Raw genomic sequence first — 24,026 nt, 5'->3', positions numbered from 1 at the left:
CTTTTAAATGGCTTTATAGAACATTGCGCTAGAAACAATGACGAGATAGATGCCAAATAAGCGCTTTAGCTTCTTTTCACTGAAGTTGTGCGCCATTTTGGCTCCGATTGGAGCGGTAAAGATTGCCCCAATACTGATAGCAATAAGCGCAGGTATATTGATGAAGCCAATAGTGCCTACCGGCAACGAGGCGGTTTCAGGGTGCTTCATAAACAAAAAGCCAATGGCACCTGGAAGCCCGATAAGAAAGCCGACGCCTGCGGCGGTCGCGACAGCCTGTTGAATGGTGCGCTGGCACATCACCATAGTGATTACTGTTGGCGTACCGCCGCCTATGCCAAGCAGAGCAGAGAAACCACCCAGAACAAACGCCAAAACCGCTTTGCCTATGCCTTTAGGCATATCGAAAACAAGCCCGGGTCTTACAACGAACTCAGGGAAAAGGAAGTATACGGAGTAAAGTAGAACACCAGCGGCGAACACGACCGTTAAACCATTGGCGCTGGAGTTGTTTGCGATGAGCAGCCCGCCACCAACGCCAAGAATAAGCCAAATACTCCACGAGCGAAGAATGTCAAAATCCACCGCACCTTTAGCGCGATGCGCCATCACTGACCGAGCACTGGAAACCACAATGGATGCCAATGATGTTCCGATGGCTACCTTAACGAGGGCTTCTGATGGAGGAGTAAAAAACGGAAAAACAGCGAGAAGAGCAGGCACGACAACAAACCCCCCGCCATTACCAAACAGACCTGCAGTGATACCTGCAATGGCACCAGTTATACACAAAGTAACTACAAACCACAGTAGCTCTATTTCCATTTGCTTTTTACTCCGCATGAAACAGCTTTAAACATGAATGACCTTTTAATTTTTTCTTATATACAGTTAACTACATACACAAACACCGACTTATGTCGGTGTTTGCAAGGAGCCAGTTAAAAACGGGCTGCAAGTCGGGTGTAGTAATATCCTCCCTGCCAATCAACCACCGAGGCAGAGTCATAGACTTCACCGCAACAGGCGTCGCCGTTAGTACTTACATCTGGGTAATTGTCGAAGAGATTTCTTACCCCCACTGACAGGGTGAAGTTTTCGTTAATTAGGTAAGAGCCCTCTATATCGAACATATATTCGTCACCGAAGGTTTGAATATTTGTGGCGTTTACCCCGTCATCGCTTCCCGCATTTTCGTATTCGCCAAAATAGCTAAGACGCGCAACGGCAGACCACACGTCGTAACTATGGGTAACTGAGAAGACACCACGCATTTCGGAACGACTATTTTCGAAGTCAAATTGGTCTTCGGGATCAAGATATTCGCTAGGGTCAGAATCAAATTCTGTCTTGTTGTAATTCACAGAGCCGGTTAGCACGGTTGCGCCATACTTCGATTCCATCTTGTAAGTAGCAACAACGTCCACGCCCTCGGTTACGGTATCGAAAGCATTTTGGAAGAAGAACACGCCACCAATGGACTCGGCGCCAGAAACATTGGCACCTGCTAGGGCTAGATAGTTTTGGTATGCGTCATAACCGTCTGCTTGAGGGTCGGTAACGACAGTGGTGGAAACATCTCGGGTAGACACAGAGTAAAGGCGGTCTTCAAGCTTGATGTTGTAGTAATCAACAGTGAGCGTTAAGTCGCCATAGTTCGCAGTCATGCCCAGCGTAAAGTTGGTCGATTTTTCGGGTGAAAGCTCGTTGGCACCAAGCGCCTGCGCTACTTCGCCGCCGGCTGGGAACAGACCTGTTGCTACTGGGAAGCCATCGGGCAGACGGGTAGATACGTTGGTCGTGCCTTGCTGACCTGGAGTAGGAGCTCTAAAGCCAGTGCCAAAAGACGACCTAAAGCCTACTTCATCACTAAACTGATAGAACCCTGCTACTTTGTATACTACTTCTGAGCCAAAATCAGAATAGTCTTCATAACGCAGCGCAGCCTGAGCAAACAGCTCGTCTGTAATGTCACCAGAGATATCCGTGTATACCGCATATGAGTCACGCTCGTATGAGCCCGAATAGTCTGGTGAATAGCCAGGGAAGCCGTTGGAGCCAACGCCTACAACAGTATAAACGGCGTCTACTCCAGTGAATCCATCATCTTCAACCCCATCGTCGTTACTGTCAGCACTGGTGTAGTTGGCACAATTCAGAGTAGAACCGTTGGCGATGACTGCCGCGCCCAGTGCCGTAGTGGTGTAGTCGTCGTTACAAAACTCCCAAGGGTCGGATGTGGCGTAAGAGCCTGCAAAATAGGAACTTAGCTCGCCTTCAGATATTTCGTATGACTCGTCTAAGTAACTTGCACCGAAGGCAAGAACATACTGGTTCAAGTCATAGGTGAAGTCAGCTTGAATCTGTGTTTCTTCGTTGGTTAAGTCACCCGGCTTAAATGAAGTAGGTGACTCGTTACCCAGTGACGGGTTAATGGTATTGGCTAGTGTGTAAGAGATTTCATTATTGCCGTAACGACCACTGATATCATAAGTAAGGTCGCCCGACATGCCCTTAACACCACCAACAAATGAGTAGTCAGTCACATCACCGAAGAAACGAGGCGTGAAGCCACCGGGGAAGAACTCTAGCGGGTTCCAGATTGAACCGTCCTCTAGTCGAATGTCTTCAATGGTGCCATTGCCTGGATAGCGATAATAAAATGAACCGTCACCTTCACTTTCTGAATAGTTACCGAATGCGTAGAGTTCAAGTTCACTGGATAGTGCGTAACCTGCGTTAAAGAAAACACGCGTCCCGCTTGTATTTGGTTGCCCCCATGGTTGGACTACGTCTGAACCATGAACGCTGTTGGCCATGGCCGTAGCATCAGCGATGTATTGATCTGACTGGTCATCCACACAAAACCATGGCTCACAGTATTGCTCACCACGAAAGGTGGCTTCGCTGTCAGAGTATTCGGCTGAAATACTGAAAAAGCCATCGTCGCCTAATGCGAAACCTTTATTCCCAGTAACGGTAATTTGATCGCCATCTCCTTCGTAGTAGCTGCCGTAGTCCGCAGTGAACGAGCCGCCTTCGGTGTTATTTTTTAATTGAAAGTTGATAACACCTGCAATGGCATCTGAGCCATATTGCGCAGCTGCACCGTCGCGCAACACTTCAACACTTTGAATTGCTGCGGTGGGAATAGTTGCGATGTCTGGCCCCTGTGTGCCAGAACCGCCAATTGAAACAAGTGCGGCCCTGTGACGACGTTTAGAGTTAACCAAAACAAGTGTTTTGTCGGTGGGCATACCTCGAAGCGTTGCTGGACGGATAAACGTTCCGCCGTCGGAAATGGGTTGACGGCCTACGGAATAAGAGGGAACGAGTGTCATAAGGACATTGTTCATATCGGTAAACGCAACGGCTTCAACGTCTTCGGCGGTGAGTACATCAACCGGTACAGGAGAGCTGGTTACTGAACGCGGTGCACCGCGGGCACCAACAACGGCAATGCGTTCTAGGTCTTTGGCTTCTGTGGTTTCTTCAGTCACTTCTTGCGCCTGTACAAGCAATGAAGTAGTAAAAAGTGTTAATCCGGTAAGTGCGTAACGTACTGCAGTGTGGAGCTTTTTCTGTTTCATTTGTGTTCCCAATCGTGCTTATTGCTACTTAGTTTTGTGGGTGTGGATTATTAAAATCTGCACTCTTTTTAGGCACGCACGAGCACTACTTTGATGCGAGAAGCATCTTGTTATTGTTGTCTAGCCACTCGTGTACAAGAACAAGGCTAAAAACTCTTTGGCTTTGCAGGAAGAAAGAAGATTATTCAGGGGTATAAGAAAAATATTGAGCCGTCTCACAGGGCGCTAATTTAATGCTATTAGACTTAAGTATGGGGGAAGACAAGATTTTCATGCCCCACTGCTTTTAGCCCATTTTTACAATTTTGCTTCATATAACTTAATGGAATGGCATATTCGTTGCTGCCGTCTTCATTAAACCGTTCCCGTTCTAGAACTCACCACCTTTGTAAGGAGGGCAAGTGCATTCAAAACAGCTGCATTATTTTGTTATGACTGTGCGTAAGGGTAGTATTGCTGCGGCGGCGAGAGCATTGGATATCGCTCAACCCGCCATTAGTCAGCAGTTGGCAAGTTTAGAAAGAGAGATGAAAGCGACGCTGCTTGAAAGAAGTTTTTCGGGAGTAATCCTAACATCGGCGGGCGAAGTTTTTTATAAACATGCATTAAAGCTGCTAACCGAAATAGACAACGTTAAGGCCGCATTGGAAGCCTTTCAAACTGGACAAAAGAAGGTAGTAAAAATAGGAATGCTACCATCAATCGGCAATGTGCTCTCTTTACCACTGCTCACGGAAATAACGGCGAACCATAAAGGGCTCAAAGTCGAAATCAGCACTGGACCGTCTTACACCATTAATGATTGGCTTGAGTCAAAGCAGGTGGATGTTGCGCTTACTTATCAGCAAGCTGTCGACCCTAAATTTATGCGAGTCACACCGCTAATTCAAGAAGATCTTCATTTGGTTTTTTCTGCTTCCTCATCGTGTGAACAATACGCCAAGCTTCGAGATAGAACGACGATCCGTTTCTGGGAAATCAGTGAATTACCTTTGCTGTCACCGGGTAACAAAGATGCATTGGGTCAACTAATTGCTGACTATGAAAAAGCAACGGGCGTTAGTTTGCAGCACGACTTGGCTTATTCTGGACAACTCATGACTGGCCTTAGGCAAGTTATGCAGGGAGAAGGCGTGATGATCCTGCCTACATCAGCTATTTTTCATTTAAAGGAGTCTGGCCTAGTTTCATCACTGAAAATAACACAGCCAGAAATGCAGCGTACTGTGCTCGCTGCGACAAACAAAAGTGCCAAGACGCTGCTAGATAGCAGTCCGATCATTGATATTCTCAGAAAAGTAGTGGCCCAAGAAAACGCACTGAAACATTGGTGCGGTACGTTAGAATTTGCCGCTTCATCGTTCATAGCGCAACCTGCATAGCACTGTGCCAACACAAGATGATGCTAAATCTCGCGTACGACGAGAATAATGCAACCCGTTAAGTGCAAAAGTGCACTGGGTTAGTCGTTCTGGGGCAGTTCAATATCAACAAGCACAGGTAAATGATCTGACAAGATTCGAGTTTTCGCATTTTTTAATTTTCTGCACGCTTTTACCTTGATGTCGTCAGACACCCATACTCTATCAAGTGCAAATACAGGAAAGTGGCTTGGAAATGTTGCCCCCACTTTTTGCTGTAATAGCAATTCGTTAAGTGCTTTAAACGCTTTTGAGAAAAACTGCCACTCGTTGAAATCACCGGCTAGAACTAGAGGGATTTGCTTCTCTTGCATCCTTGAAGAAAGGTGCTCATGAAGCAAAGAAAACTGTGAGCGACGTTCTAGCTTCTTAAGCCCCTTATGGGTATTCACCACCGTAAGCGGTGTCTTTTCCGTCTTGAGTTCTACAATCTGAACATTTCTAGGCTGTCGCCCGTTTTGGCTGACATCCAGTGTATCGTGCGCCAACACGTCAAAGCGAGTGAGGATGGCGTTACCATACCAGCCATCAGATTCCCTAATGGCTGGTGATGGAATGAGCTTAAACGTGTTTTCAGCGCAGATATCTTTAACGTCCTGTGCTGTGCTTCGCTCAGAGGGACGGGTATCCATTTCTTGCAGCAGCACCACGTCAGCGCCACTGGTTGCCAAGAATTGCCCTATGCGTTTGTAATCGTGCTTTTTGTCTCTACCTATTCCGCTGTGAATGTTGTAGGTCACTATGCGGCACATTTCTCTACCTCATCTTTGTCACTATTATCACTGGCAGTATCTTGATTCCCCGACTCCTTTCGAGCTTGGTAGTAGCGGGCAAATTTTTGCGAGCCCCAAATCATAAGGCCCCATAAAACGATACCGCCAACTAAATAGCTAATGGTTTCCACAGAAGGGTTCTGCCAAATTTGTGCTATCGAATCACCCACAAGCCCTTTCGCAATCATGGGCGGGAACATGCCTAAAAATGTCCCCACTAAAAACTGGAAAATGCCAATAGATGAGATACCCGCTACCAAATTCACCAAGCTAAAGGGCGCTACAGGCAACATTCGAATGGCCGCGACGCCAACGATACCGCTACGCTTTAGTTTTTCATCAACGGCAGCTACCTTTGGACCACCAATTTTTCTAAGCCCCGCGTTGCCTGATAGCTTGCCTATTCCAAACATGATTGCAGAGCTCATTAGTGCTCCCATGATGCCGTAGATGGGCCCCCATATAGGGCCAAAAATAGCAGCCACAGCAAGTGACAGTACAGTGACCGGGAAGAATAAAACGCCGCCGACCACATAAACCAGCAACACGGTAGGCAGAGCAAAGTAGGTTCCACGACTTTTCTCTAGAAAGGCGTTAATGCTGTCGGAACTTAACCATGGTATGGACTGGCTAGCCCAAAACATAAGCCCGCCAAGAACAGCAATGATGGCAAGACCAATCAAAATCATAATACTGCGACGTCTTGGGTTACGTGCAGGCATAGCTGCTCCATCAAAGGTTGGCACCGAAATAAGGGGTTCTTCAGGGTCAGATAACGCTCTGAACACATTCTTAACGGATTGTTCGGTAAACACCTCATCGCGAACTTCGGTAAGTACGTAGCCGTGTGCTATCTGATCCTGCATTAATGCTTCAACCGGATATTCATTGCTGAATAACGCTGGCATTGCATCAATATCACGCCCCGTGTGTTCTGCGAGTAAGTCGTTTCTCACTTGCTCAATACACGCCTGATTGTCTTTAGTGTTACCAAACAACACCGTGTCGATTTCGGTGTCTAGCGTCATTGAGCGATTACTCAAGTTTGATGACCCGATAACAAGGTATTTGTTATCGATGGTCATCACCTTAGAGTGGATGCGCTTGTATGCCTTGCGGCCTTGCATGTCTTCAATTGAAGAATAAGTCAGTTTTACTCGCTTAGGGTCAATCCCTTTTTCTAAAATTTCCTTAAATTCTATGCGGCTTGCCCAAAATGCTTCGCACTCAAACTTACCTTTTGGCTCGTAGGAGCTTACGATAATGACCGAAAGATTAGGTTTCAGTTTGAGCTGCTTATTCAGCGCTTCAGCGATCTCCTGACGCGTTGTAAATTGATTCTCAATGTAGATTACAGACTCTGCTTCACCGATAAGATCAAGCAGCATATGACGTACCTCTTGAGCAGGCTCGACCTCATCCATAAATGGAATTGTTCTGGCAAGTGCACACTCTACGTCTTCAAAAAGGGGAGGATAATCTTGTGGCCAAGCATCAGGCAACGGGGCATTTTCATCAATGCGCGCGTCCTCGCGGATATCAATAGGTGAAGAGTCAGCAACACGCTGCCATCTCCATCGAACCAATTTTGAAAAGTCGGCTACTACAGGTCCACTTGATACCATTTGCACATCATGAAGAGGACCATACTCCCCATCAGGCCCATCACGCTCTTCTGAAACTACGGGATGGTCACGAGTATCCCAGCGGTTAGTAGATACATCCATTCCACCTGAGAATACGAGTTCATCATCGATAACCACAATTTTTTGGTGCTGACTTCCGCCCATCGGAATCGTGTCATCGAGCTCGGTTTGCACATTGTCTGGAGTTTTTTCTTCCCACACTTCCTTTGCCCACATTTCGCGCTGCGCGAAAAAGGCTAGTGATGAGTCCCAACGTAGCAGGTAAATTTTAATGTCAGGATTTTGCTCAGCTTTCCACTTAAGTAAATCACTTATTACGCTCGGCGCTTCACTGTTCGCTTCGTCGTCGCCTCGCAGCAAACGAATGCGGCTATCTATATCCCATCCAACAATGAAGATACTGTGCTTAGCTTTAACGATAGAGCTGTGCAAGGCTTTATAATAGTTTCCGCAATCTATCAAAGGTGTAGAAAAGCGAGCCTTGCTCTCTACCCAACAGTTTTGACCGGGTTGAAATACACTCTTTCCTGATTGCATGTGACGTTTCCTATTTATTCATTTTTCACTATTTGTATTCTGTTGCAGAATTTGTACCTCTATAAAACGTAAGAATGAGAAATATAAGTAAATGATTTTTATCGATAATTAGAGTTTTTGAGATCGTGTGTAAGATGTATCAGTTCGCAATGTGTAATATTTTCACTGTGAAACGAGTTTAATATTCACAGTTGGAAAAACAGGGAAAGATCTTCTATATAACTTAAAAAATTTAACGAAAAGGTCTAGGTAAATGAAGTTTTTTTCAAAGGAAAATGCGGCGAAACAGGCGCTTGCTCAATCAATCTTGGCTGTAGTTACCATAGATGAAAAAAACAACATTACGTTTTACAACGATGCCGCTCAAAAGTTATGGGGCTATACGCCAAACGAGGTACTAGGCAAAAATATCAAACTATTGGTTCCCCACGAACACAAAGCAAATCACGACGATTATGTTAATTCTCATCGACAAACAAATGTTAATAAAATCGTTGGTAGCTCGCGAGAAGTCGAATTAGAAACAAAAAGTGGGGAGCGAATTTGGGTTCAGCTTGCTTTATCTCAGGTTATTGTTGCAGGAAAGAAGCACTACACCGCTTTCGTTCGAGACGTTACAGAAGAGCGAGAGTCTCGCGAAATAGTGGAGCAAACATTAGAGCAAGCGTTAGATGCTGTAGTGTGTATTGATGAAAACAATAACGTAACCTTGTTCAACGCATCCGCTGAGAAGCTATGGGGATATACAAGAGATGAAGTCATTGGCCAAAATGTGAAGATGTTAGTGCCTCAGGCGATTCAAGCGAACCATGATAACTATGTCAACGCAAATAGAGAAACAGGCCAAGACAAAATTGTCGGAACCAGCCGCGAAGTTAAAGTGGAGCGGAAAGACGGTAAAAGCCTGTGGGGCAGGCTGTCTTTGTCTAAAGTAAGGCTGGCTGACCGAACCCTCTACACAGCATTTATTAAAGATGTAACAGAAGAAGTAGAGCAGCGAGAATTACAACGTATGCTTTCGCTGGTTGCCAACGAAACAGACAATGCCGTTATTATATCTGATGCAGATGGTCTCATAGAGTACGTTAATAACGGGTTTTACCGGTTGACGGGGTGGGAGCTGGACGAAGTAAAAGGCAAGAAACCTGGATCATTTTTACAAGGTGAGGAAACCGATAAACGTACTGTGGATGTGATACGACAAAAAATTAAAAACCGCGAAGCATTTTATGATGAAATTCTTAACTATAGAAAGGACGGTACACCTTACTGGACTTCACTATCAATAAACCCCGTTTTCAAAGAAGAAAAACTCGTTAACTTCATCGCGGTTCAGGCTGATATTACTCGTGTTAAGCAAATGGCTTTAGATTTTACTAACAAATTAAAAGCTATAGGCAGTGCACTTGTTCTTCTTGAAATGAAGCCTAATGGTGAAGTCGTTGAGGCAAACAAACTACTACGCGACACATTGAACGGGGTAATGAGCTCTGAATCATTTGCAAATGAGGTAATGAATAGTCTTTCTACAGAGGATAAGTCTACTTTAGAGAGTGCTGGTTTTGTTTCAAAAATTACTGAGTTTCAAGTGGCTGGGCGTTATCTTGCCTTTGACGCGAGAATCAGCGCACTTAAGAACTTCAACGGGCAAGTAACACGTTATGTCTTTTTTGCCGTTAATATCACCTCTAGAAAACAAGCGGTGAACGATACTCAAGATTCTATGAAAGAGCTACTGGTTACCAGCCAGACTATAAGTAATATAGTGGGCACAATTAATTCTATTTCTGAGCAAACTAATTTGCTGGCGCTAAATGCAGCGATAGAAGCGGCACGAGCAGGTGAAATGGGAAGAGGGTTTGCGGTTGTGGCTGATGAAGTACGAACGTTAGCAGGTAACTCCCAGTCCTCATCCAATGAAATTGACAACTTAGTTAAAACGACAGTGTCAAAAATTGAGGAACTGGCGCAGCTCATCCAGAAAATAGATGGGTAGCAAAAAGTAAAAAGCCTTGGCTGTGTTGCCAAGGCTTTAGCATTCTCATTAAGTCACGTTGTTAAACGTGAGGCAACCAATGTCTTAGAAACGATACTCAACACCAATACTGGCTTGCTTAAGATCAGTTTCAAAATCGGTGTCGTCGATGTCATCAAACGCTTCGTCTGCATCAAGCTCTGTATCATAAACAGTGTACTCGGCGTTTACTAAAAAGTTACTAGTAATCGCGTAGCTTAAACCTGCGCCTACAAACAAGCTTTCGTCATCGTTATCACGTGAAACGCCAGCAAAGTTATACTCGGTTTCTGACCAAAGTTGACCTGCTTTCGCGTAGAGAGAAAAACGCTCTGTTAATGGAAGAATACCCTTGATCGCCGCTGTGTAGCCGTCTGTTTCAGCACCTGCTAGGTCGTTACCGTAATCACCAAAATCGATGTAACCACCTTCAATTGCAATCCACTCATTGAATTTATATCCAACAAGGCCTTGCCAAACATCTTTGTCATCGTCAAAGTCATCTTCACCTTCAACGCGTAGGTAACCGTAATTACCACCTACATAAAAACCACTGTCTTTTGCTTCAATTTGATTTGATTGAGCATGCGCACCGAATGAAGCCATAGCACTGATAGAGGCAACAGCTGCAAGTCCGGTAAGTGTCTTAAGTGTGTTTTTCATAAGTTCATCCTCATTACTTCTTTAACATTCCATCGACTTCTTATCTGAAGTTAATGCGTCTTTAATTGCATCATCTCTGTATCAATTGCTGTGCCATGGTAGAAATTGCAGAATGTATTTCAATTAGATGAAAACTTTACATAAACCGGCACTTTTTAGTTGGTTATTTAGCCACTTATAGAAAGTATGGAAAAGTTTCACTCTTCAAGAAGCGAAAAAATTTCCCAATCTCTGAAAGAGATTCACAGATCCAGCTCATTGTCCGCATTACATAGTTCTACTGAGCGACAGTCGTTTACATCATAAAGTGAACTGGGTTTTTAAGACATTGAAATTAATAAACTTTTCATTGATTGGATTTTCTAATCAGTTGAATTCATTTTATCAACTGTAAATATTCTCTAAGCCTGTCTATCTTTTAACTGCTTATGAGGTAAACAAAATGTTAACAAACTAGTGGTGTGATTCGCACTCACGCTTTGGTAACTACAACAAACTCAGACGGGAAAAGACCATGACTATAAACAGGTTTAAAAAAAACACAGTATCAGTACTTGTTGCCCTATCGCTTGGTGCAACTGGGGCTATTGCCAACGATCAAATTAGTAAGCCTGCTGGTGCTAAAGGCACGGGCACTGCTAAAGCTTTTCAAGCGAAAAATAATCAATTTTGGTGGCCTGATCAGCTCGATCTCTCTCCGTTAAGAGATCACGATAATCGCTCAAACCCACTAGGTGATGATTTCAGTTATGCAAAGGCATTCGCCAAGCTAGATCTCGACCAAGTAAAAAAAGATGTTAATGAGCTACTCACTACTTCTCAAGATTGGTGGCCGGCCGACTTCGGAAATTATGGTCCTTTCTTCATTCGACTTTCATGGCACAGTGCAGGTACCTATCGTACGCTAGATGGTCGTGGCGGCGGTGACGGTGGTCAAATGCGTTTTGATCCGCTGAACAGCTGGCCAGACAACGGAAACCTTGATAAAGCGCGTCGCTTGCTTTGGCCTATTAAGCAAAAGTACGGTGAAAGTTTATCTTGGGGCGACTTAATGATCCTTGCGGGTACCGTAGGCATGGAAAACATGGGCTTTGACACCTATGGATTTGCGGGTGGTCGTACCGACGACTGGGAACCTGACATGGTTTATTGGGGCCCAGAAGTGGAAATGCTTGCGAGCGATCGTGAAGAGCGCGACGGTAAGCTTCAGCGCCCCTTGGGGGCAACGCACATGGGCTTGATCTATGTTAACCCTGAAGGCCCTAAAGGTGTGCCTGATCCGATGGGATCTGCGAAAAATATTCGCACTGCATTTGGCCGTATGGCGATGAATGATGAAGAGACCGTTGCCCTAATAGCGGGTGGTCATACATTTGGAAAAATGCACGGCGCACACAAGCCTGCTGATTGTTTAGAAGCTGAGCCAGGCGGTGCAGGCTTAGAAGAGCAGGGACTAGGTTGGAAGAACAATTGCGGTAAAGGCAATGCAGAAGACACAGTAACGAGCGGTTTGGAAGGTGCTTGGACACAGCTACCTACTAAATGGACGAGCCTATATCTTCAAAACTTATTGGGCTTTGAGTGGAAACAAACTCGCAGTCCTGCCGGCGCTATCCAGTGGATCCCTACCGATGAATCACTTCATAAATCAGTACCAGATGCGCACGTAGAAGGTAAGAAAAATCCTCCTGTGATGACTACAGCTGACTTGGCGCTTAAGTATGATCCAGAGTATCGAAAAATTGCCGAGCGCTTCTTAGCGGATCCCAAAGAGTATCAAACGGCATTTGCCAAAGCGTGGTTCAAGCTAACTCACCGCGATATGGGTCCTAAGGCACGTTACTTGGGTAACGATATCCCAGAAGAGAACTTCATCTGGCAAGATCCAGTGCCTAAAGCTGACTATAAAGCGATCTCTGATAAAGACGTTAAGAAACTTAAAGCTGACATCTTAGACAGTGGTTTAACCGTTCAGCAACTTGTGAAAACAGCATGGGCGGCAGCATCTAGCTTCCGAGCATCTGATTTACGCGGTGGAGCGAACGGTGCTCGTATTGCCCTTGAACCGCAAATGAATTGGGAAGCCAATGAGCCTGAAACCGTTCAAACCGTTGTTTCTAAGCTTAAAGAGATGCAAGAAGACTACAATTCACGCATGTTTTCTAAGAAGAAAGTATCTCTTGCTGACCTCATTGTGATTGGCGGCGCGGCAGCAATTGAAAAAGCAGCGGCAGATGCTGGCGTCAAGGTTACTGTGCCAGTGGTTCCGGGTCGAACTGATGCTACGCAAGAGCAAACAGACGTTAATTCGTTTTCATTGTTAGAGCCAACAGCCGATGCGTTTAGAAACTATTACAACGCAGAAGCTAGCTATCGTTCGCCAACCGACATGCTGGTAGACAAAGCCGATCAGCTTAATCTAACGGTACCAGAAATGACTGTTTTGCTTGGTGGTCTGCGTTCATTGGGAGCAAATACAGGTGGCACTAACCACGGTGTATTTACTGACAAAGTAGGCACGCTTAACAACGATTTCTTCGTAACGCTTCTTGATATGGGCGTTAAGTGGAGAAAAACAGATAACCCGTCGGTATATGAAGGTGTAAACAGAAATACTGGTGAAGTTATGTATACAGGTACGCCTGTAGACCTGGTCTTTGGATCAAACAGTGAGCTGCGTGCAGTGGCCGAAGTTTATGCTTACGACAACGCGAAAAGCCGTTTTGTTAAAGACTTCGTCGACGCTTGGACCAAAGTGATGACGCTAGACCGATTCGATTTACGTCACGATTTAAACGCCAGCTTGGGTAAATAGATGCGATATAACTGCTATCGCGAATTAGCTTAACAACTAATTCTCAATAGACATAAAAACTAAAAGGGCGCTTCCGCGCCCTTTTTAATTGATTTCTATAAGTTGTGTTATGAATTCTTAATGTGATGAAAACGCCCGCGAGACCATCGCAAACCCATCTTTAATTCGATACACTGAACCTTTATTTTTCGCTTCTACAGACAATTACCACAATGGCTAGTCTTCAACGAACGTTGGTCAATTTAGAAATGCTAAGCGACGATATTAATGCACTTCACGTCGACGCACTTAATACGCACGTCCACATTAAGCTTTTACACAATGTGTTGAATGAGCTAAAGAACGCCGAGCAATTTGTTGCCTTAGAAACAGAGGCCAGTTTCCAAAAGTCGTTATCCGGCTCACTGTTTGAGAACATATTTGAGCGAAAGCGTATGGTGGGTGTTTACATAAAGCTGGTGGGCTATGTTATTACAGCGTGGGAAGCGACCAATAAAGCGAATGCAATCATCAGTGAAAACTTCGATTCAAGTGCCGATAAGCGATTGGAGTTGCTGCAGGTAAAAGCAATAAAAGCCAAATCTCAATTAAAAACCGTAGCGTCAGCGATGGGCAAAGAAGACTATGCAAAGTTTGTTCAGACGTTAGGTCTGTCTGCCCAAGAGTGGCAATGGGATACGCTTCGCGCTAGGTTTTAGCCAGCGCGAAGGAATGACTGAAAGCGCTCATGTCATGAGCGAGTTTAGCTATGGTGTGGTATTTCGAATACCAATGCCTTGTTCGTTGATAACCCTTACTTCGCGTTGAGGGAACGGTATTTCAATGTTGTGCTCGCGTAATGTTTCAAACACAGTAAGCAGCAAATCGCCACCCACGCGGTTTTTACCATCGTCCACCCCTTCCATCCAAAACTCAACGAACATGTTAACGCCAGAGTCGCCAAAGCTATCTATTTCACAGTCAGGCAGCTCTTCAAATGGAACATCATCGCCACTGATCACCTGCGGGTGTTCTGATACAGCCTCTTTAATAATCTCTACCATCGCGCGGATATCAGTTTTATAGGCGACAGAAAAGTCGATGCGGTAACGTTGTTTTTGGTTTTTGTGTGTCCAGTTTATTAGCAAGGAGCTGATAAACTTTTCGTTAGGCACCAGTACATCTTTACCGTCATAAGTTTCTAATACGGCATAGCGCATTTTAAATTCTCTGACGATACCTTTCTGCCCGTCTTCCAATTCAACGTAATCGCCTACGGTCAACGATTTATCCAATAGAATAATGATGCCCGAGATGAAGTTTGATGCGATGGACTGCAGACCTAAGCCTAAACCCACACCTACTGCACCACCAAACACGGCTAATGCGGTAAGGTTAATTCCCATGACGTTAAGCAATAAAAGAAACACCACACAGAACAGGGCAACTTCAAACAGCTTTGCGAACACTTCTTTGGTAGAAACGTCGAGCGACTTATGGTTTCGGATAATATCTTGACCAATGGCATTCGAGCTGCGGCCTAGCCAGAACAGCAAGCCACCAAACAACAACACTCTTGTTACGCCATATGCTGAAATTTCAACATTGCCGATTGATATTGCCATTGACTCCAATGCTGAAGTTATCAGCGGAAGCACGCCAACTAAGTGTAAAAATAGGATAGGTAAACCCACCCATCGCATAAACGCTGCAATGGTGTTGTTTTCGACAAAACCATTAATCAAGGAATTAACAAACAGCATTAGTGCTACAACAACGGCTATTTCCAATAGCCATGCATCAAACTGAAATTGCGCCCCCAACACGGTAGTAAGCTTTAGCATACTGATGGTGATAAGCGGGAATAGTGCCTCACCCAGATTGTATAAAAAGCCGTGCATAGTATGTGCGCCTTGCTGTGGCTTTTCTCGGGTAAACTTAAATGGCTTTTTTACTTGTCGTGCAAGCAAAAACGCAACGCAATAAATAATTGCGATTGTTGTAAGCTGGATAACAAAGCTGTCAGACATCACCGATGCTTTGACTAAAGCCAACTTTTCCTCAAAGTGCTGGGTTAAACTATCAACATTCATGTTTTCTACTTCACTTGTTTACCACACTGCAGCAGCGTGGATGTAATTTGAGCGTGGAATAACTGCGCGCTTTTTATCTGTTATAACAAATATGGTAAAGCTTTTTTTATCTATCCAACAGAAATTGGCTATCAAGTTGACTTTAATTTCAAAGGTTTTGAGGTGTTTTTACGTAGAAGAGTCCTGTTTAACTTGTTTTTTTAACGCACACTTTTAAAAGCTAAATGTCTTAAGGTATTGATAAATACAATTAAACTCTGTTACTTGAAAAGTTTACGTTTCTAGGTCGCAAAATTCGTATTAAATAGATATTTATCGTTTTGATAAAAATATAAATATAACAATATCTCTCCTAAAAATGAGGGAAGACAGTACGGTTTAAGACCATTCCCTTAGTGCGAAAAGCCGATGAAACTTCCCTTGCTGTTATGCTATGTAAATCGGAACTTATTAAGTGAAACGTCAGGAAAGCTCAACTAGATTTTGAACAAAAAATGCGCTGGTGGCTTTCGGCTTTTAGTGGTAGACTCCGCGCGCAATTTGTAAGAGTAAACACCTACGTTCTTTTCTTGATGTCAAACACCAATAAGCCAAGTTGGCAATGGCGTATCTCTTTAGGTTTTCCCAGTAATCTATAACCCCCACGGTTAGCAATAAAGCACTAACGCTTATACCTTTGCGGTATGCAATTTTTTATAAATACCTATGACAGGAGTTTATTAATGTCATTTACCCAATTAGGGCTCGCTGAACCCTTGTTAAAAGCTATTGAAAAACGAGGATTTAGTACACCATCACCAATCCAGGAAAAGGCAATACCAGAAGTATTGCAAGGAAAGGATGTGTTGGCAGCTGCGCAAACGGGAACAGGGAAAACTGCAGGATTTGGACTTCCTATTTTACAGAGATTGATGGAAGGACAACCTGTATCTGGCAACAATGTTCGGGCACTTATCTTAACACCCACACGAGAACTTGCTGCTCAGGTAGAAGAGAGCATCAGAGCGTTCAGCGAGTTTTTGCCGTTAAAAACTGCTGTGGTATTTGGTGGTGTAGGGATTAATCCTCAAATGATGAAGCTGCGTAAAGGTGTGGATGTGTTAATTGCTACGCCTGGACGATTGCTTGACCTCTACCAGCAAAACGCTGTTAAGTTTTCTCAGCTTGAAGTGTTGGTATTGGATGAAGCCGACAGAATGCTTGATATGGGCTTTATTCACGACATTAAGAGAGTACTAAAACTATTGCCACAAGAGCGTCAAAGCTTACTGTTTTCAGCCACGTTTTCTGATGAAATCACTGCACTGGCGAAAACAATAACGCGCAACCCTGTAAGTATTTCAACCGCGCCAGCCAATACCACGGTAGAAGCGGTTCAGCAGCACTTAGTGACCATTGATAAATCTAAAAAGACGACCGCGCTTATTTGTCTGATCAAACAGCAGAAGTGGGAGCAGGTGTTAGTGTTTAGCCGCACGAAACACGGTGCTAACCGTATTGCAGAAAAGCTAACTCGGTCAAAAATTCCAAGTGCCGCTATTCACGGTAATAAAAGCCAAGGAGCGAGAACTAAAGCGCTTGCTGACTTTAAAAATGGCGCAATTAAAGTGCTGGTAGCCACCGATATCGCAGCACGCGGTATCGACATTAGTGAATTGCCTATCGTTGTAAACCTAGACTTACCCAATACGGCAGCTGATTATGTTCACCGAATTGGTCGTACAGGGCGCGCAGGCGCTAGTGGACAGGCGTGGTCATTTGTATGTGCTGAAGAACTGCAAAACCTGAAAGATATTGAGACGCTGATTCAAAAGCTGCTTCCTCGTGAAACGTTGGAAGGTTTCGAACCTCAGCAAGCCGTGCCTGTTACCACGCTTTCTAAGCCTAAAAAGCCCAAGAAGCCGAAAAAGCCGAAAGCACCACAAGGTGAAAGCGGCAGCGAAGGTAAACGAAGTGGCGAGAATAAAAAGACGGGTCAACGTCAAGGCAACCGTAGCGGAAATGGTAATCCGCGCGCAGGTAAACCGGATTCGCGCAACAATAGCGGTGGAAAGCCTGCAGGTCGAAGACGCTCAGGAAGTGAAGGAAGTGCCGCTAAACGACCAGCTAAGCGCAGAAGTAATCCGTCAAATAGCACCACTAATAATACGGCGTCAAACAGGGCAAAAGCGTAAACAGTTGAACTGCGCTTCATAAAACCGAGTTTATTAAAAAAGGGCCGTTGGAAAGGCCCTTTTTAATTGGTTCTAAATCGAGAACATTCAACGCAGTATAGATGGCACAAAGGCGCTGCCCGAAGGGGTCGTTATGGAAGCCTTTTACTCTTTGTCACAGTCCTTTAACTTCGCCCGCTAGGCTTGCAGGACTGTTTCGCGATTAAAAGGCTTCCATTTAGACCAAAATTCGTACACCAAAGGTCAACAGGCCCTAATTATGTTCCCACGAAAACGGATTGTAATGTCGCAATGCTGGCGTGGTGTTGACTCCGTTGCCATTCTCAGAATCTAACGTAAGCTCGGCGCGCTTTATCAGCGTTTTTTGCAGTTCAGTGCGAAACCCTTTGGTCTCTTTCCATAGCTCGTTAAGCCCTTGTGGGGTATTACCTTGTAAATCTAGCGCAAGTAGCGGACCCAGTTTGTCATAAGCGCTTTGTAATCTGAGTGCTTGCTCTTTATTGTAAGCTTCTTCTTCATCTGTCGCTTCCCAGTTAATAAACGGGGCTTTTTGCGCAGTTGTCATTGCAGGAAAGCGAGAGAAATACTGAATATACTCCGATAAGGGAATGCTGTCAGCGCGCCCCCATATATCCATTGACGTTCTGTTTAACAATGCGCTGGTTTTAGGTTCAACCACCATTACCGTTGGTGTGGCGTAATAAATGGGGTAGTCAAATCGCTCGGTTATATTTCTTCTGTCTTCAAGTGTTCCCACATCAACAAATACGGTTTCATAATGAGCGCGTAGAATAAGGTCCATTTCCTTTGTCGCAAAACGCTCAGCTAAGCCAGTACTGTCGTGGCACCACTGAGCACCCAGTACAACCAAAAGTAATTTGCTTTGTTCCACAGCTCGCTGCTGTGCATTGACCACATCTTGATAGGGTGATGCAGACGGAGCGTAAGTGTAAGGACTTTCATTTTGAGTACTTACACAGCCATTTAACGTGGTGAAAATGGCAATTAGGACAGCAATGTTCAGGCACTGTCTAAAAAAGGGGGCTCGGCGAGTAATGAAATTTTTTTGCATACGGTTATCAAAATAGTAGTTAAATCAACAGCAATGTAGCATAAAAAGGATGCAGCGACGCACCTAAAACGCAGTAGAGTAACTTAAGCTCTGTAGGGCAAAGCCAGGCAAACTCGGGTGCCTGATGGTTTGTTCTGGGAAATATCAAACTCGCCATTTATCAACTTTGCGCGTTCTCTCATCGACAGCAGGCCGAGTGTGGGTTCGGCGTTTGCTAGTTGGGCAATATGCTCAGGGATGCCGCCGCCGTCGTCAGTAACGGTAAACACGGCACTGTGTTGCGCATAGTTGATATCAATACTGAGCGACGTCGCATTGGCATATTTTATACTGTTTGTCACCGCTTCCTGCACAATACGATAGATGTGTATTTTCTGGTTTGAATCGAACAGTACTGGCGTGCCGCTAACGTTAAACGAATAGTCTATGTTTGCGCGTTTGAGCGTGGTAATAATCTCTGAACGTTGAATCACGCTTTCAATGGGAAGTGTATCAATACCGGACGGACGTAATCCCCCTAAGCTTTTCTTCATTGCGTGGTATAGAGCATCTATCTTATTGAGCATCATGTCGTTGTCGCTTTCTCTGCTATCTAGCGACAGTTGAAGTTTCAAATCGACTATGCGGTGACCAAAGTCGTCGTGTAAATCCCGCGATAAGCGCTTTCGTTCATCTTCTTGCACTACCACTAATTGACTGGCCAGAGCTTGAGCGCTTTGCACCGATACTTCAAGCTCCTCGTTTTTCTTCGCAAGCTTCATATTCAGCAAGGTAGATTGGTTAATTGAAGCACCTAAAATGAGGCAACTTGTACATGATGCTAAGATGTAAAACTGATGCTCAATGGGAGGAAGTGCGCTCTGGCTTGCCACCACGAACGCAGTAATACCTATGAGTAAACACGAAAACGCACTGCCAATTATGGCATAGCGATACGATAAAAACAGCGCGGGGAAAACCGCTAGATACTTAACCTGATAGCTGATGTTAATTTGTTGGGAGTAGGCATAGCTGCTCAGTATCAGCAAAACCAGCCAAGCGATTGTTGTAAGATACAGCGCTAAGTGACTCTTAGGAATAGATGGCCGTTTATATAATGCGAAGAGAAACGGACAAAGAACAACAATTCCTACAAAGTCACCTAATGAAAAATCAAACAAAATAGAAAGAAAAACCTCTATGCCTGTTTGCAGTTCAATAGCCCTTCTGCCCAAAAATACCGCCCCAAGAGCAACACTTATAAGAACACCAAAAGCCAACGTGGCAAGGGTGCTGGATACATTGTCTATATAAGGTGCGCTAAAGCGACGTCTGAATAAATAAACGCATGTGCAAATTACCGCGGGTGACAGCACTAAATGGACTAAATACCAACCTATGGTTCCACTTAAAAACGCCGTGTTGTCGAGAATGCCACCGGGGTGAAATAAAATGAAGTGGGTTAATTTTTCTGCGATGAGTAGCAGTGGCCAGCTGTAAATTGGCAGTAGTAAAAACGCCGCCAGGCGAACACCAGCAGGCAAATACCAGCTCACCGTACCTGAAATAATTTCAAATTGGGTGCTGAGCAACCACACGCCGTGAAATAGCGCGGTATAACCTAATCCCATTAGTAAATAGGTAACGTTGAAATACCGCGTCAAATTCATCAATTTGCTTTGACTAGCGTGTCGTCGTAGATAACGTCAGAAACGTCGAGGTACCCAGTTTCTAACGCAATTCTAAGTAAACCAAATTGGGAGGTTACATTGAGTTTCTTGTAAATATTAGTTCTATGAACCATCACTGTTTTCGGGGCAGTATCTATGTAGTAAGCAATCTGTTTTGGCTGGAATCCTTTTGCTAACAGTAAGAAAATTTCCTTTTCCCTTTCAGTAAGGATAGAGGTTAGCTGTTTATCACCGAACGCTAACTTTTTACTAATATCTGTGCTTAGATAATTCTCGTCCTTTTCTAGAGACTCCAACGCGTCCATCAATTCTTTAGTGGCGGCATTCTTTGTAACGTAGCCATCGGCGCCGAGTTCAAGCGCTTTACTGATATAGCCTACATGATCATACATGCTCAGCATTAAGCACTTTATAAACGGCGCGTCTTTCTTGATTTTTATCAGCGTATCGAAACCACTCTCCTGTGCTAATGAGATATCTAGAATGGCAACGTCAATATCGTCTAACGTAGCGAAGGAGGGAAGAGCATCCAGAGAGCTTACTGCGTAAGAAACATGCCAGCCATACTCTTGCTCAATGAGTGTTTTAATGCCATCCCTTACAATTTCGTGATCGTCAATAATGAGTATGTGCATGAAAAAATGTTTATTATCTCTTAATGCATCAAGTGTACGTTGTATTTGGCTTATAGTGAATAAGCCGATGGCTTAGACTGGTGCTCTCTTTAATTCTCAGAATAAAAAAAGCCGGCCTATCCTTGGCCGGCAATTGCTTAACTCTTAACTGTTCAACGTTTAATTCGCCAACTGTCACGAAGAGCGCGTCAGCGATACGCAAACTACATTAAAGGTTTACAGACACTGGTGCAGAGCATGCAGAGGTTTCATCACAAACCATATAAGTATACTCACCAGGTTGAACGCCTCTGCTTCTGTCGCGATAACGTCCAGTGTTGCTTACTTCTTCAAGTAGCTCACCGTTGCGATAAATCATTACAGTATCGGCCATCGAGCCACTATATGATAAATCTACGCGTAACGAACCGAATCGAGACAGCATAGCGCGGTCAATCTCGGCAACAATGTTGCTATCTGAAACTGATACGGTTTCTGTTGATACGCCAGTTTGGCCTTCAGAGTCGGTAACCGTAAGGGTTACGTCATAGGCGCCAGTGCTCGCGTAAACATGCGTTGGGTTCTCTTCCGTTGAAGTAGAGCCATCACCAAAGTCCCAGCTATAGCTGACAATGTCGTCATTAACGTCGTTACTGTTATTAGTAAAGCTTACTGATAAGCCTGAAGCGTCATAGGTAAACGCAGAGTTAGGCGGTGTTGGGCCTACTTCACCAATACCGGTCACCACAAGGCTCCATGTGTTAACAGTGCCGTTGTCACCGTTGAACGTATCAAGCACGTTCAAGGTCCAATCGCCTGTCGCTACTTCGCCGTTAAAGGCATCAGAGTTATAACTCTCAACAATATCATCTGTAGCGCCACCTTGATTCTGACGAAGAACGGTGGTCGTACCCTGAGGAGAGGTCAGCGATAGTACGAGATCACCGCTATAGGTGTGTGTGATATTTACCGACGCCTGCATACCGAATACGGTTAAGTCGTCAGGTACGTTAATCACTAGGTCCACGCCAACATCGTCTGGATCTTCTTCATTCGGTAACGTAGGTACAGCATCACCAGAATACGCGTAAGGGAATTCGTTTAGCCCTTGAGGGTAAACATAAAGGTTCGCTGATTTAGATTTCTCAATATCACCGCTTACACCGTTAACCGTAAAGCTGTACGGACCCCAAGGCGTATCTTCAGATGTCTCTACGGTCAGTGTTACTGTATCGCCAGGCATTGCCGAGCTTGCACTTAAAGACGCGATATCACTTGGCTCTGCAAGCGATAGCTGTACTTCTTCTTCGTAGCCAGCAATTGAACCAACTTCAATAGTGAAGGTGTAGGTTTCACCCGCTTCAATTTCAGCTGAACCAGGTGTAATGCCCAGTTTAAAACCTGGAGTTGGATCAGCTTCTTCAAGTGCGTTAAGTACATTTAGGCGGTTGCCAGACACGGTGCGACCATCAGCCCATAGGCTAGTTTCACCTGTAGACATTAACAGCTCTTTCATTTCAGATGGCGTAAGTTCTGGGTTTAGCGACCACACAAGTGCTGCTGCACCCGCAACATGTGGCGTTGCCATTGATGTGCCTGAGTATGCCGCATAGCCGTTACCTGGTACTGTAGATAGGATAGCTGTCCCCGGCGCCGCGATGTCTACGGTTTCAATACCGTATGAATAGCCGCTGTCTCCGTCAGTACGAGTGTGGCTAGCAACTGCAAGCAGACTGTTTGTTGTAGTGACATAGTTAGACGGGTAGTTATCTACGTTGTCGTTGTTTGAACCAGAGTTACCTGCCGCAGCAACAAACAAAATACCCGCTTGGCCAGCTTCTTCAATAGCGGTTTCTAGCGCTTCACTATAGCCGCCGCCACCCCAGCTGTTGTTGGTAGCTTTAATATTGATGCCGCGGTTCTCTTTAAGGTCGGAGAAGTAATCGATACATTCAATAGCGCCAGCGGTTGAACCGCCGTCAGGACCTAAGAATTTACATGCAGCGATTGACACGTCATGGTTTACACCGACTACGCCAATTCCGTTTCCGCCCACAGCGCCAATTGTCCCGGCCACATGCGTACCGTGAGAATCGTCGTCCATTGGATCAGAATCGCCGTTAAAGGCATCGATACCGTAAACATCGTCAATATAACCGTTGCCATCATCATCAATACCGTTTCCAGCAATTTCACCTGGGTTAACCCATGCGTTATCTGCAAGGTCTTCATGATTGTAGTCAACACCCGTATCGATAACGCCGATGACCACATCGCTATCACCGGTTGTTATATCCCATGCTTCTGGTGCGTCAATATCCACATCTGCAGTACCGCCGGCTTGACCGGTGTTATTCAAACCCCATAGGTCACCATAAGAAGGATCGTTAGGTACCAGGGCTTTGCGGTACAAGAAGTTTGGCTCGGCGATTTTAACCGCAGGATTTTTCTTTAAGATTTCTATGGCGTCTTTTACAGACTTGCCACGAAGTTCCAGTTTGGCAATGCGACCATTTAAAAGGTTAGAGAAGCGATCATCTACTTCATCACGGTTTGCATCACTAATTCGTGCACCTACCGAAGAGCGAGCGCGCATCTTTTCCGCTTTACTTACATTTTCTTTGTACACAACGATAACGCTATCGTCGAAAATTTCGGCTTTTGCGGCATGTGCATGACTAGATACCATTAGCGGTAGAAGGGCTAATGACAGTGCTGAAAGGCCTGTTTTAAAAGGCTTTGTTTTCATAATTAGATTCCATAATTAGCAATAATGCTTTAATCACAGAACCTTCTCGTTCGGTCTGATATAACTAACGGTTAAAACTTATAACGCAAATTTAAAAACCTGCCACCCCTAACAGTAAAATTTGCTCAAAAATACTACTTAACCACTAGGAAAAAGTGAGAAGAGAAGTCCAAAGTGGTACTTAATTACTATGATTTTTGACAGGTGGTTAAGGTC

15 protein-coding genes are annotated in these 24,026 nt (G+C 44.7%); 5 read left to right on the top strand and 10 right to left on the bottom strand.

Features of this window, described 5'->3' with window-relative positions:
• Positions 1–3: 3 nt before the first annotated feature.
• Together F0261_RS17340 and F0261_RS17335 are read right to left on the bottom strand one after the other, a co-directional pair.
• Positions 4–825, bottom strand: a complete 822-nt coding sequence (locus tag F0261_RS17340; protein ID WP_171338551.1) for a sulfite exporter TauE/SafE family protein — start codon at positions 823–825, stop codon at positions 4–6.
• Positions 826–941: 116 nt separating this feature from the next.
• Entirely contained in the window at positions 942–3,590 is a 2,649-nt protein-coding gene (locus F0261_RS17335) for a TonB-dependent siderophore receptor (RefSeq protein ID WP_171338545.1), read from the bottom strand.
• A 401-nt stretch (positions 3,591–3,991) separates the two neighbouring features.
• Here F0261_RS17335 and F0261_RS17330 point away from each other — a divergent pair, with 401 nt between their 5' ends.
• On the top strand, positions 3,992–4,972 hold the full coding sequence (locus tag F0261_RS17330) for a LysR family transcriptional regulator (RefSeq protein ID WP_171338544.1): 981 nt from the start codon (positions 3,992–3,994) through the stop codon (positions 4,970–4,972).
• Positions 4,973–5,052: 80 nt separating this feature from the next.
• On the opposite strand, the gene F0261_RS17325 is transcribed toward F0261_RS17330, so the two are convergent.
• Positions 5,053–5,763, bottom strand: a complete 711-nt coding sequence (locus F0261_RS17325; protein WP_171338543.1) for an endonuclease/exonuclease/phosphatase family protein — start codon at positions 5,761–5,763, stop codon at positions 5,053–5,055.
• Positions 5,751–7,967 carry a VTT domain-containing protein gene (locus tag F0261_RS17320; RefSeq protein WP_014980278.1) on the bottom strand — a complete coding sequence of 739 codons (2,217 nt, stop codon included), beginning with the start codon at positions 7,965–7,967 and terminating at the stop codon, positions 5,751–5,753. The genes F0261_RS17325 and F0261_RS17320 overlap by 13 nt, the downstream gene beginning before the upstream one ends.
• A gap of 253 nt (positions 7,968–8,220) precedes the next feature.
• Between F0261_RS17320 and F0261_RS17315 the strand changes: the two genes are divergently transcribed.
• The gene (locus F0261_RS17315; RefSeq protein WP_171338542.1) at positions 8,221–9,963 is read left to right on the top strand and encodes a PAS domain S-box protein; all 1,743 of its coding nucleotides are present in this window, start codon (positions 8,221–8,223) and stop codon (positions 9,961–9,963) included.
• An 84-nt stretch (positions 9,964–10,047) separates the two neighbouring features.
• On the opposite strand, the gene F0261_RS17310 is transcribed toward F0261_RS17315, so the two are convergent.
• The gene (locus F0261_RS17310) at positions 10,048–10,644 is read right to left on the bottom strand and encodes a porin family protein (RefSeq protein WP_014949483.1); all 597 of its coding nucleotides are present in this window, start codon (positions 10,642–10,644) and stop codon (positions 10,048–10,050) included.
• A gap of 514 nt (positions 10,645–11,158) precedes the next feature.
• Here F0261_RS17310 and katG point away from each other — a divergent pair.
• The gene (gene katG / locus F0261_RS17305; protein WP_171338541.1) at positions 11,159–13,459 is read left to right on the top strand and encodes a catalase/peroxidase HPI; all 2,301 of its coding nucleotides are present in this window, start codon (positions 11,159–11,161) and stop codon (positions 13,457–13,459) included.
• Between the two features lie 212 nt (positions 13,460–13,671).
• On the top strand, positions 13,672–14,157 hold the full coding sequence (locus F0261_RS17300; protein WP_041449868.1) for a hypothetical protein: 486 nt from the start codon (positions 13,672–13,674) through the stop codon (positions 14,155–14,157).
• Between the two features lie 48 nt (positions 14,158–14,205).
• On the opposite strand, the gene F0261_RS17295 is transcribed toward F0261_RS17300, so the two are convergent.
• Complete coding sequence (locus F0261_RS17295; protein WP_171338540.1) at positions 14,206–15,531, bottom strand: mechanosensitive ion channel family protein; 1,326 nt, start codon at positions 15,529–15,531, stop codon at positions 14,206–14,208.
• Positions 15,532–16,253: 722 nt separating this feature from the next.
• On the opposite strand from F0261_RS17295, the gene F0261_RS17290 reads away from it, so the two are divergent.
• On the top strand, positions 16,254–17,705 hold the full coding sequence (locus F0261_RS17290; protein WP_171338539.1) for a DEAD/DEAH box helicase: 1,452 nt from the start codon (positions 16,254–16,256) through the stop codon (positions 17,703–17,705).
• A gap of 253 nt (positions 17,706–17,958) precedes the next feature.
• Here F0261_RS17290 and F0261_RS17285 read toward each other — a convergent pair whose 3' ends face one another.
• The 4 genes from F0261_RS17285 to F0261_RS17270 all read right to left on the bottom strand — a co-directional run bounded on the left by F0261_RS17285 (position 17,959) and on the right by F0261_RS17270 (position 23,810).
• Positions 17,959–18,777 carry a thioredoxin family protein gene (locus F0261_RS17285; protein WP_061486537.1) on the bottom strand — a complete coding sequence of 273 codons (819 nt, stop codon included), beginning with the start codon at positions 18,775–18,777 and terminating at the stop codon, positions 17,959–17,961.
• Positions 18,778–18,860: 83 nt separating this feature from the next.
• Positions 18,861–20,426: an ATP-binding protein gene (locus tag F0261_RS17280; RefSeq protein WP_171338538.1), complete on the bottom strand. Its 1,566-nt coding sequence runs from the start codon at positions 20,424–20,426 to the stop codon at positions 18,861–18,863.
• Complete coding sequence (locus tag F0261_RS17275) at positions 20,426–21,082, bottom strand: response regulator transcription factor (RefSeq protein WP_014977387.1); 657 nt, start codon at positions 21,080–21,082, stop codon at positions 20,426–20,428. The genes F0261_RS17280 and F0261_RS17275 overlap by 1 nt, the downstream gene beginning before the upstream one ends.
• 208 nt (positions 21,083–21,290) lie before the next feature.
• Entirely contained in the window at positions 21,291–23,810 is a 2,520-nt protein-coding gene (locus tag F0261_RS17270; protein ID WP_171338537.1) for a S8 family serine peptidase, read from the bottom strand.
• Positions 23,811–24,026: the final 216 nt, after the last annotated feature.

Origin of the sequence: Alteromonas sp. 07-89-2, from assembly GCF_013113925.1 — a bacterium.
Lineage (GTDB): Bacteria > Pseudomonadota > Gammaproteobacteria > Enterobacterales > Alteromonadaceae > Alteromonas > Alteromonas macleodii.
The sequence above is the reverse complement of the archived record's forward strand: the minus strand, read 5'-3'. Positions and strand labels throughout refer to the sequence as shown.

Excerpts from the sequence above, each read along its gene's own strand:
- F0261_RS17320 (WP_014980278.1), bottom strand. The coding sequence starts at position 7,967 with ATGCAATCAGGAAAGAGTGTATTTCAACCCGGTCAAAACTGTTGGGTA.
- F0261_RS17295 (WP_171338540.1), bottom strand. The coding sequence starts at position 15,531 with ATGAATGTTGATAGTTTAACCCAGCACTTTGAGGAAAAGTTGGCTTTA.
- F0261_RS17290 (WP_171338539.1), top strand. The coding sequence starts at position 16,254 with ATGTCATTTACCCAATTAGGGCTCGCTGAACCCTTGTTAAAAGCTATT.
- F0261_RS17275 (WP_014977387.1), bottom strand. The coding sequence starts at position 21,082 with ATGCACATACTCATTATTGACGATCACGAAATTGTAAGGGATGGCATT.
- F0261_RS17315 (WP_171338542.1), top strand. The coding sequence starts at position 8,221 with ATGAAGTTTTTTTCAAAGGAAAATGCGGCGAAACAGGCGCTTGCTCAA.
- F0261_RS17280 (WP_171338538.1), bottom strand. The coding sequence starts at position 20,426 with ATGAATTTGACGCGGTATTTCAACGTTACCTATTTACTAATGGGATTA.
- F0261_RS17340 (WP_171338551.1), bottom strand. The coding sequence starts at position 825 with ATGGAAATAGAGCTACTGTGGTTTGTAGTTACTTTGTGTATAACTGGT.
- F0261_RS17310 (WP_014949483.1), bottom strand. The coding sequence starts at position 10,644 with ATGAAAAACACACTTAAGACACTTACCGGACTTGCAGCTGTTGCCTCT.
- katG (WP_171338541.1), top strand. The coding sequence starts at position 11,159 with ATGACTATAAACAGGTTTAAAAAAAACACAGTATCAGTACTTGTTGCC.
- F0261_RS17335 (WP_171338545.1), bottom strand. The coding sequence starts at position 3,590 with ATGAAACAGAAAAAGCTCCACACTGCAGTACGTTACGCACTTACCGGA.
- F0261_RS17285 (WP_061486537.1), bottom strand. The coding sequence starts at position 18,777 with ATGCAAAAAAATTTCATTACTCGCCGAGCCCCCTTTTTTAGACAGTGC.
- F0261_RS17325 (WP_171338543.1), bottom strand. The coding sequence starts at position 5,763 with ATGTGCCGCATAGTGACCTACAACATTCACAGCGGAATAGGTAGAGAC.
- F0261_RS17300 (WP_041449868.1), top strand. The coding sequence starts at position 13,672 with ATGGCTAGTCTTCAACGAACGTTGGTCAATTTAGAAATGCTAAGCGAC.
- F0261_RS17270 (WP_171338537.1), bottom strand. The coding sequence starts at position 23,810 with ATGAAAACAAAGCCTTTTAAAACAGGCCTTTCAGCACTGTCATTAGCC.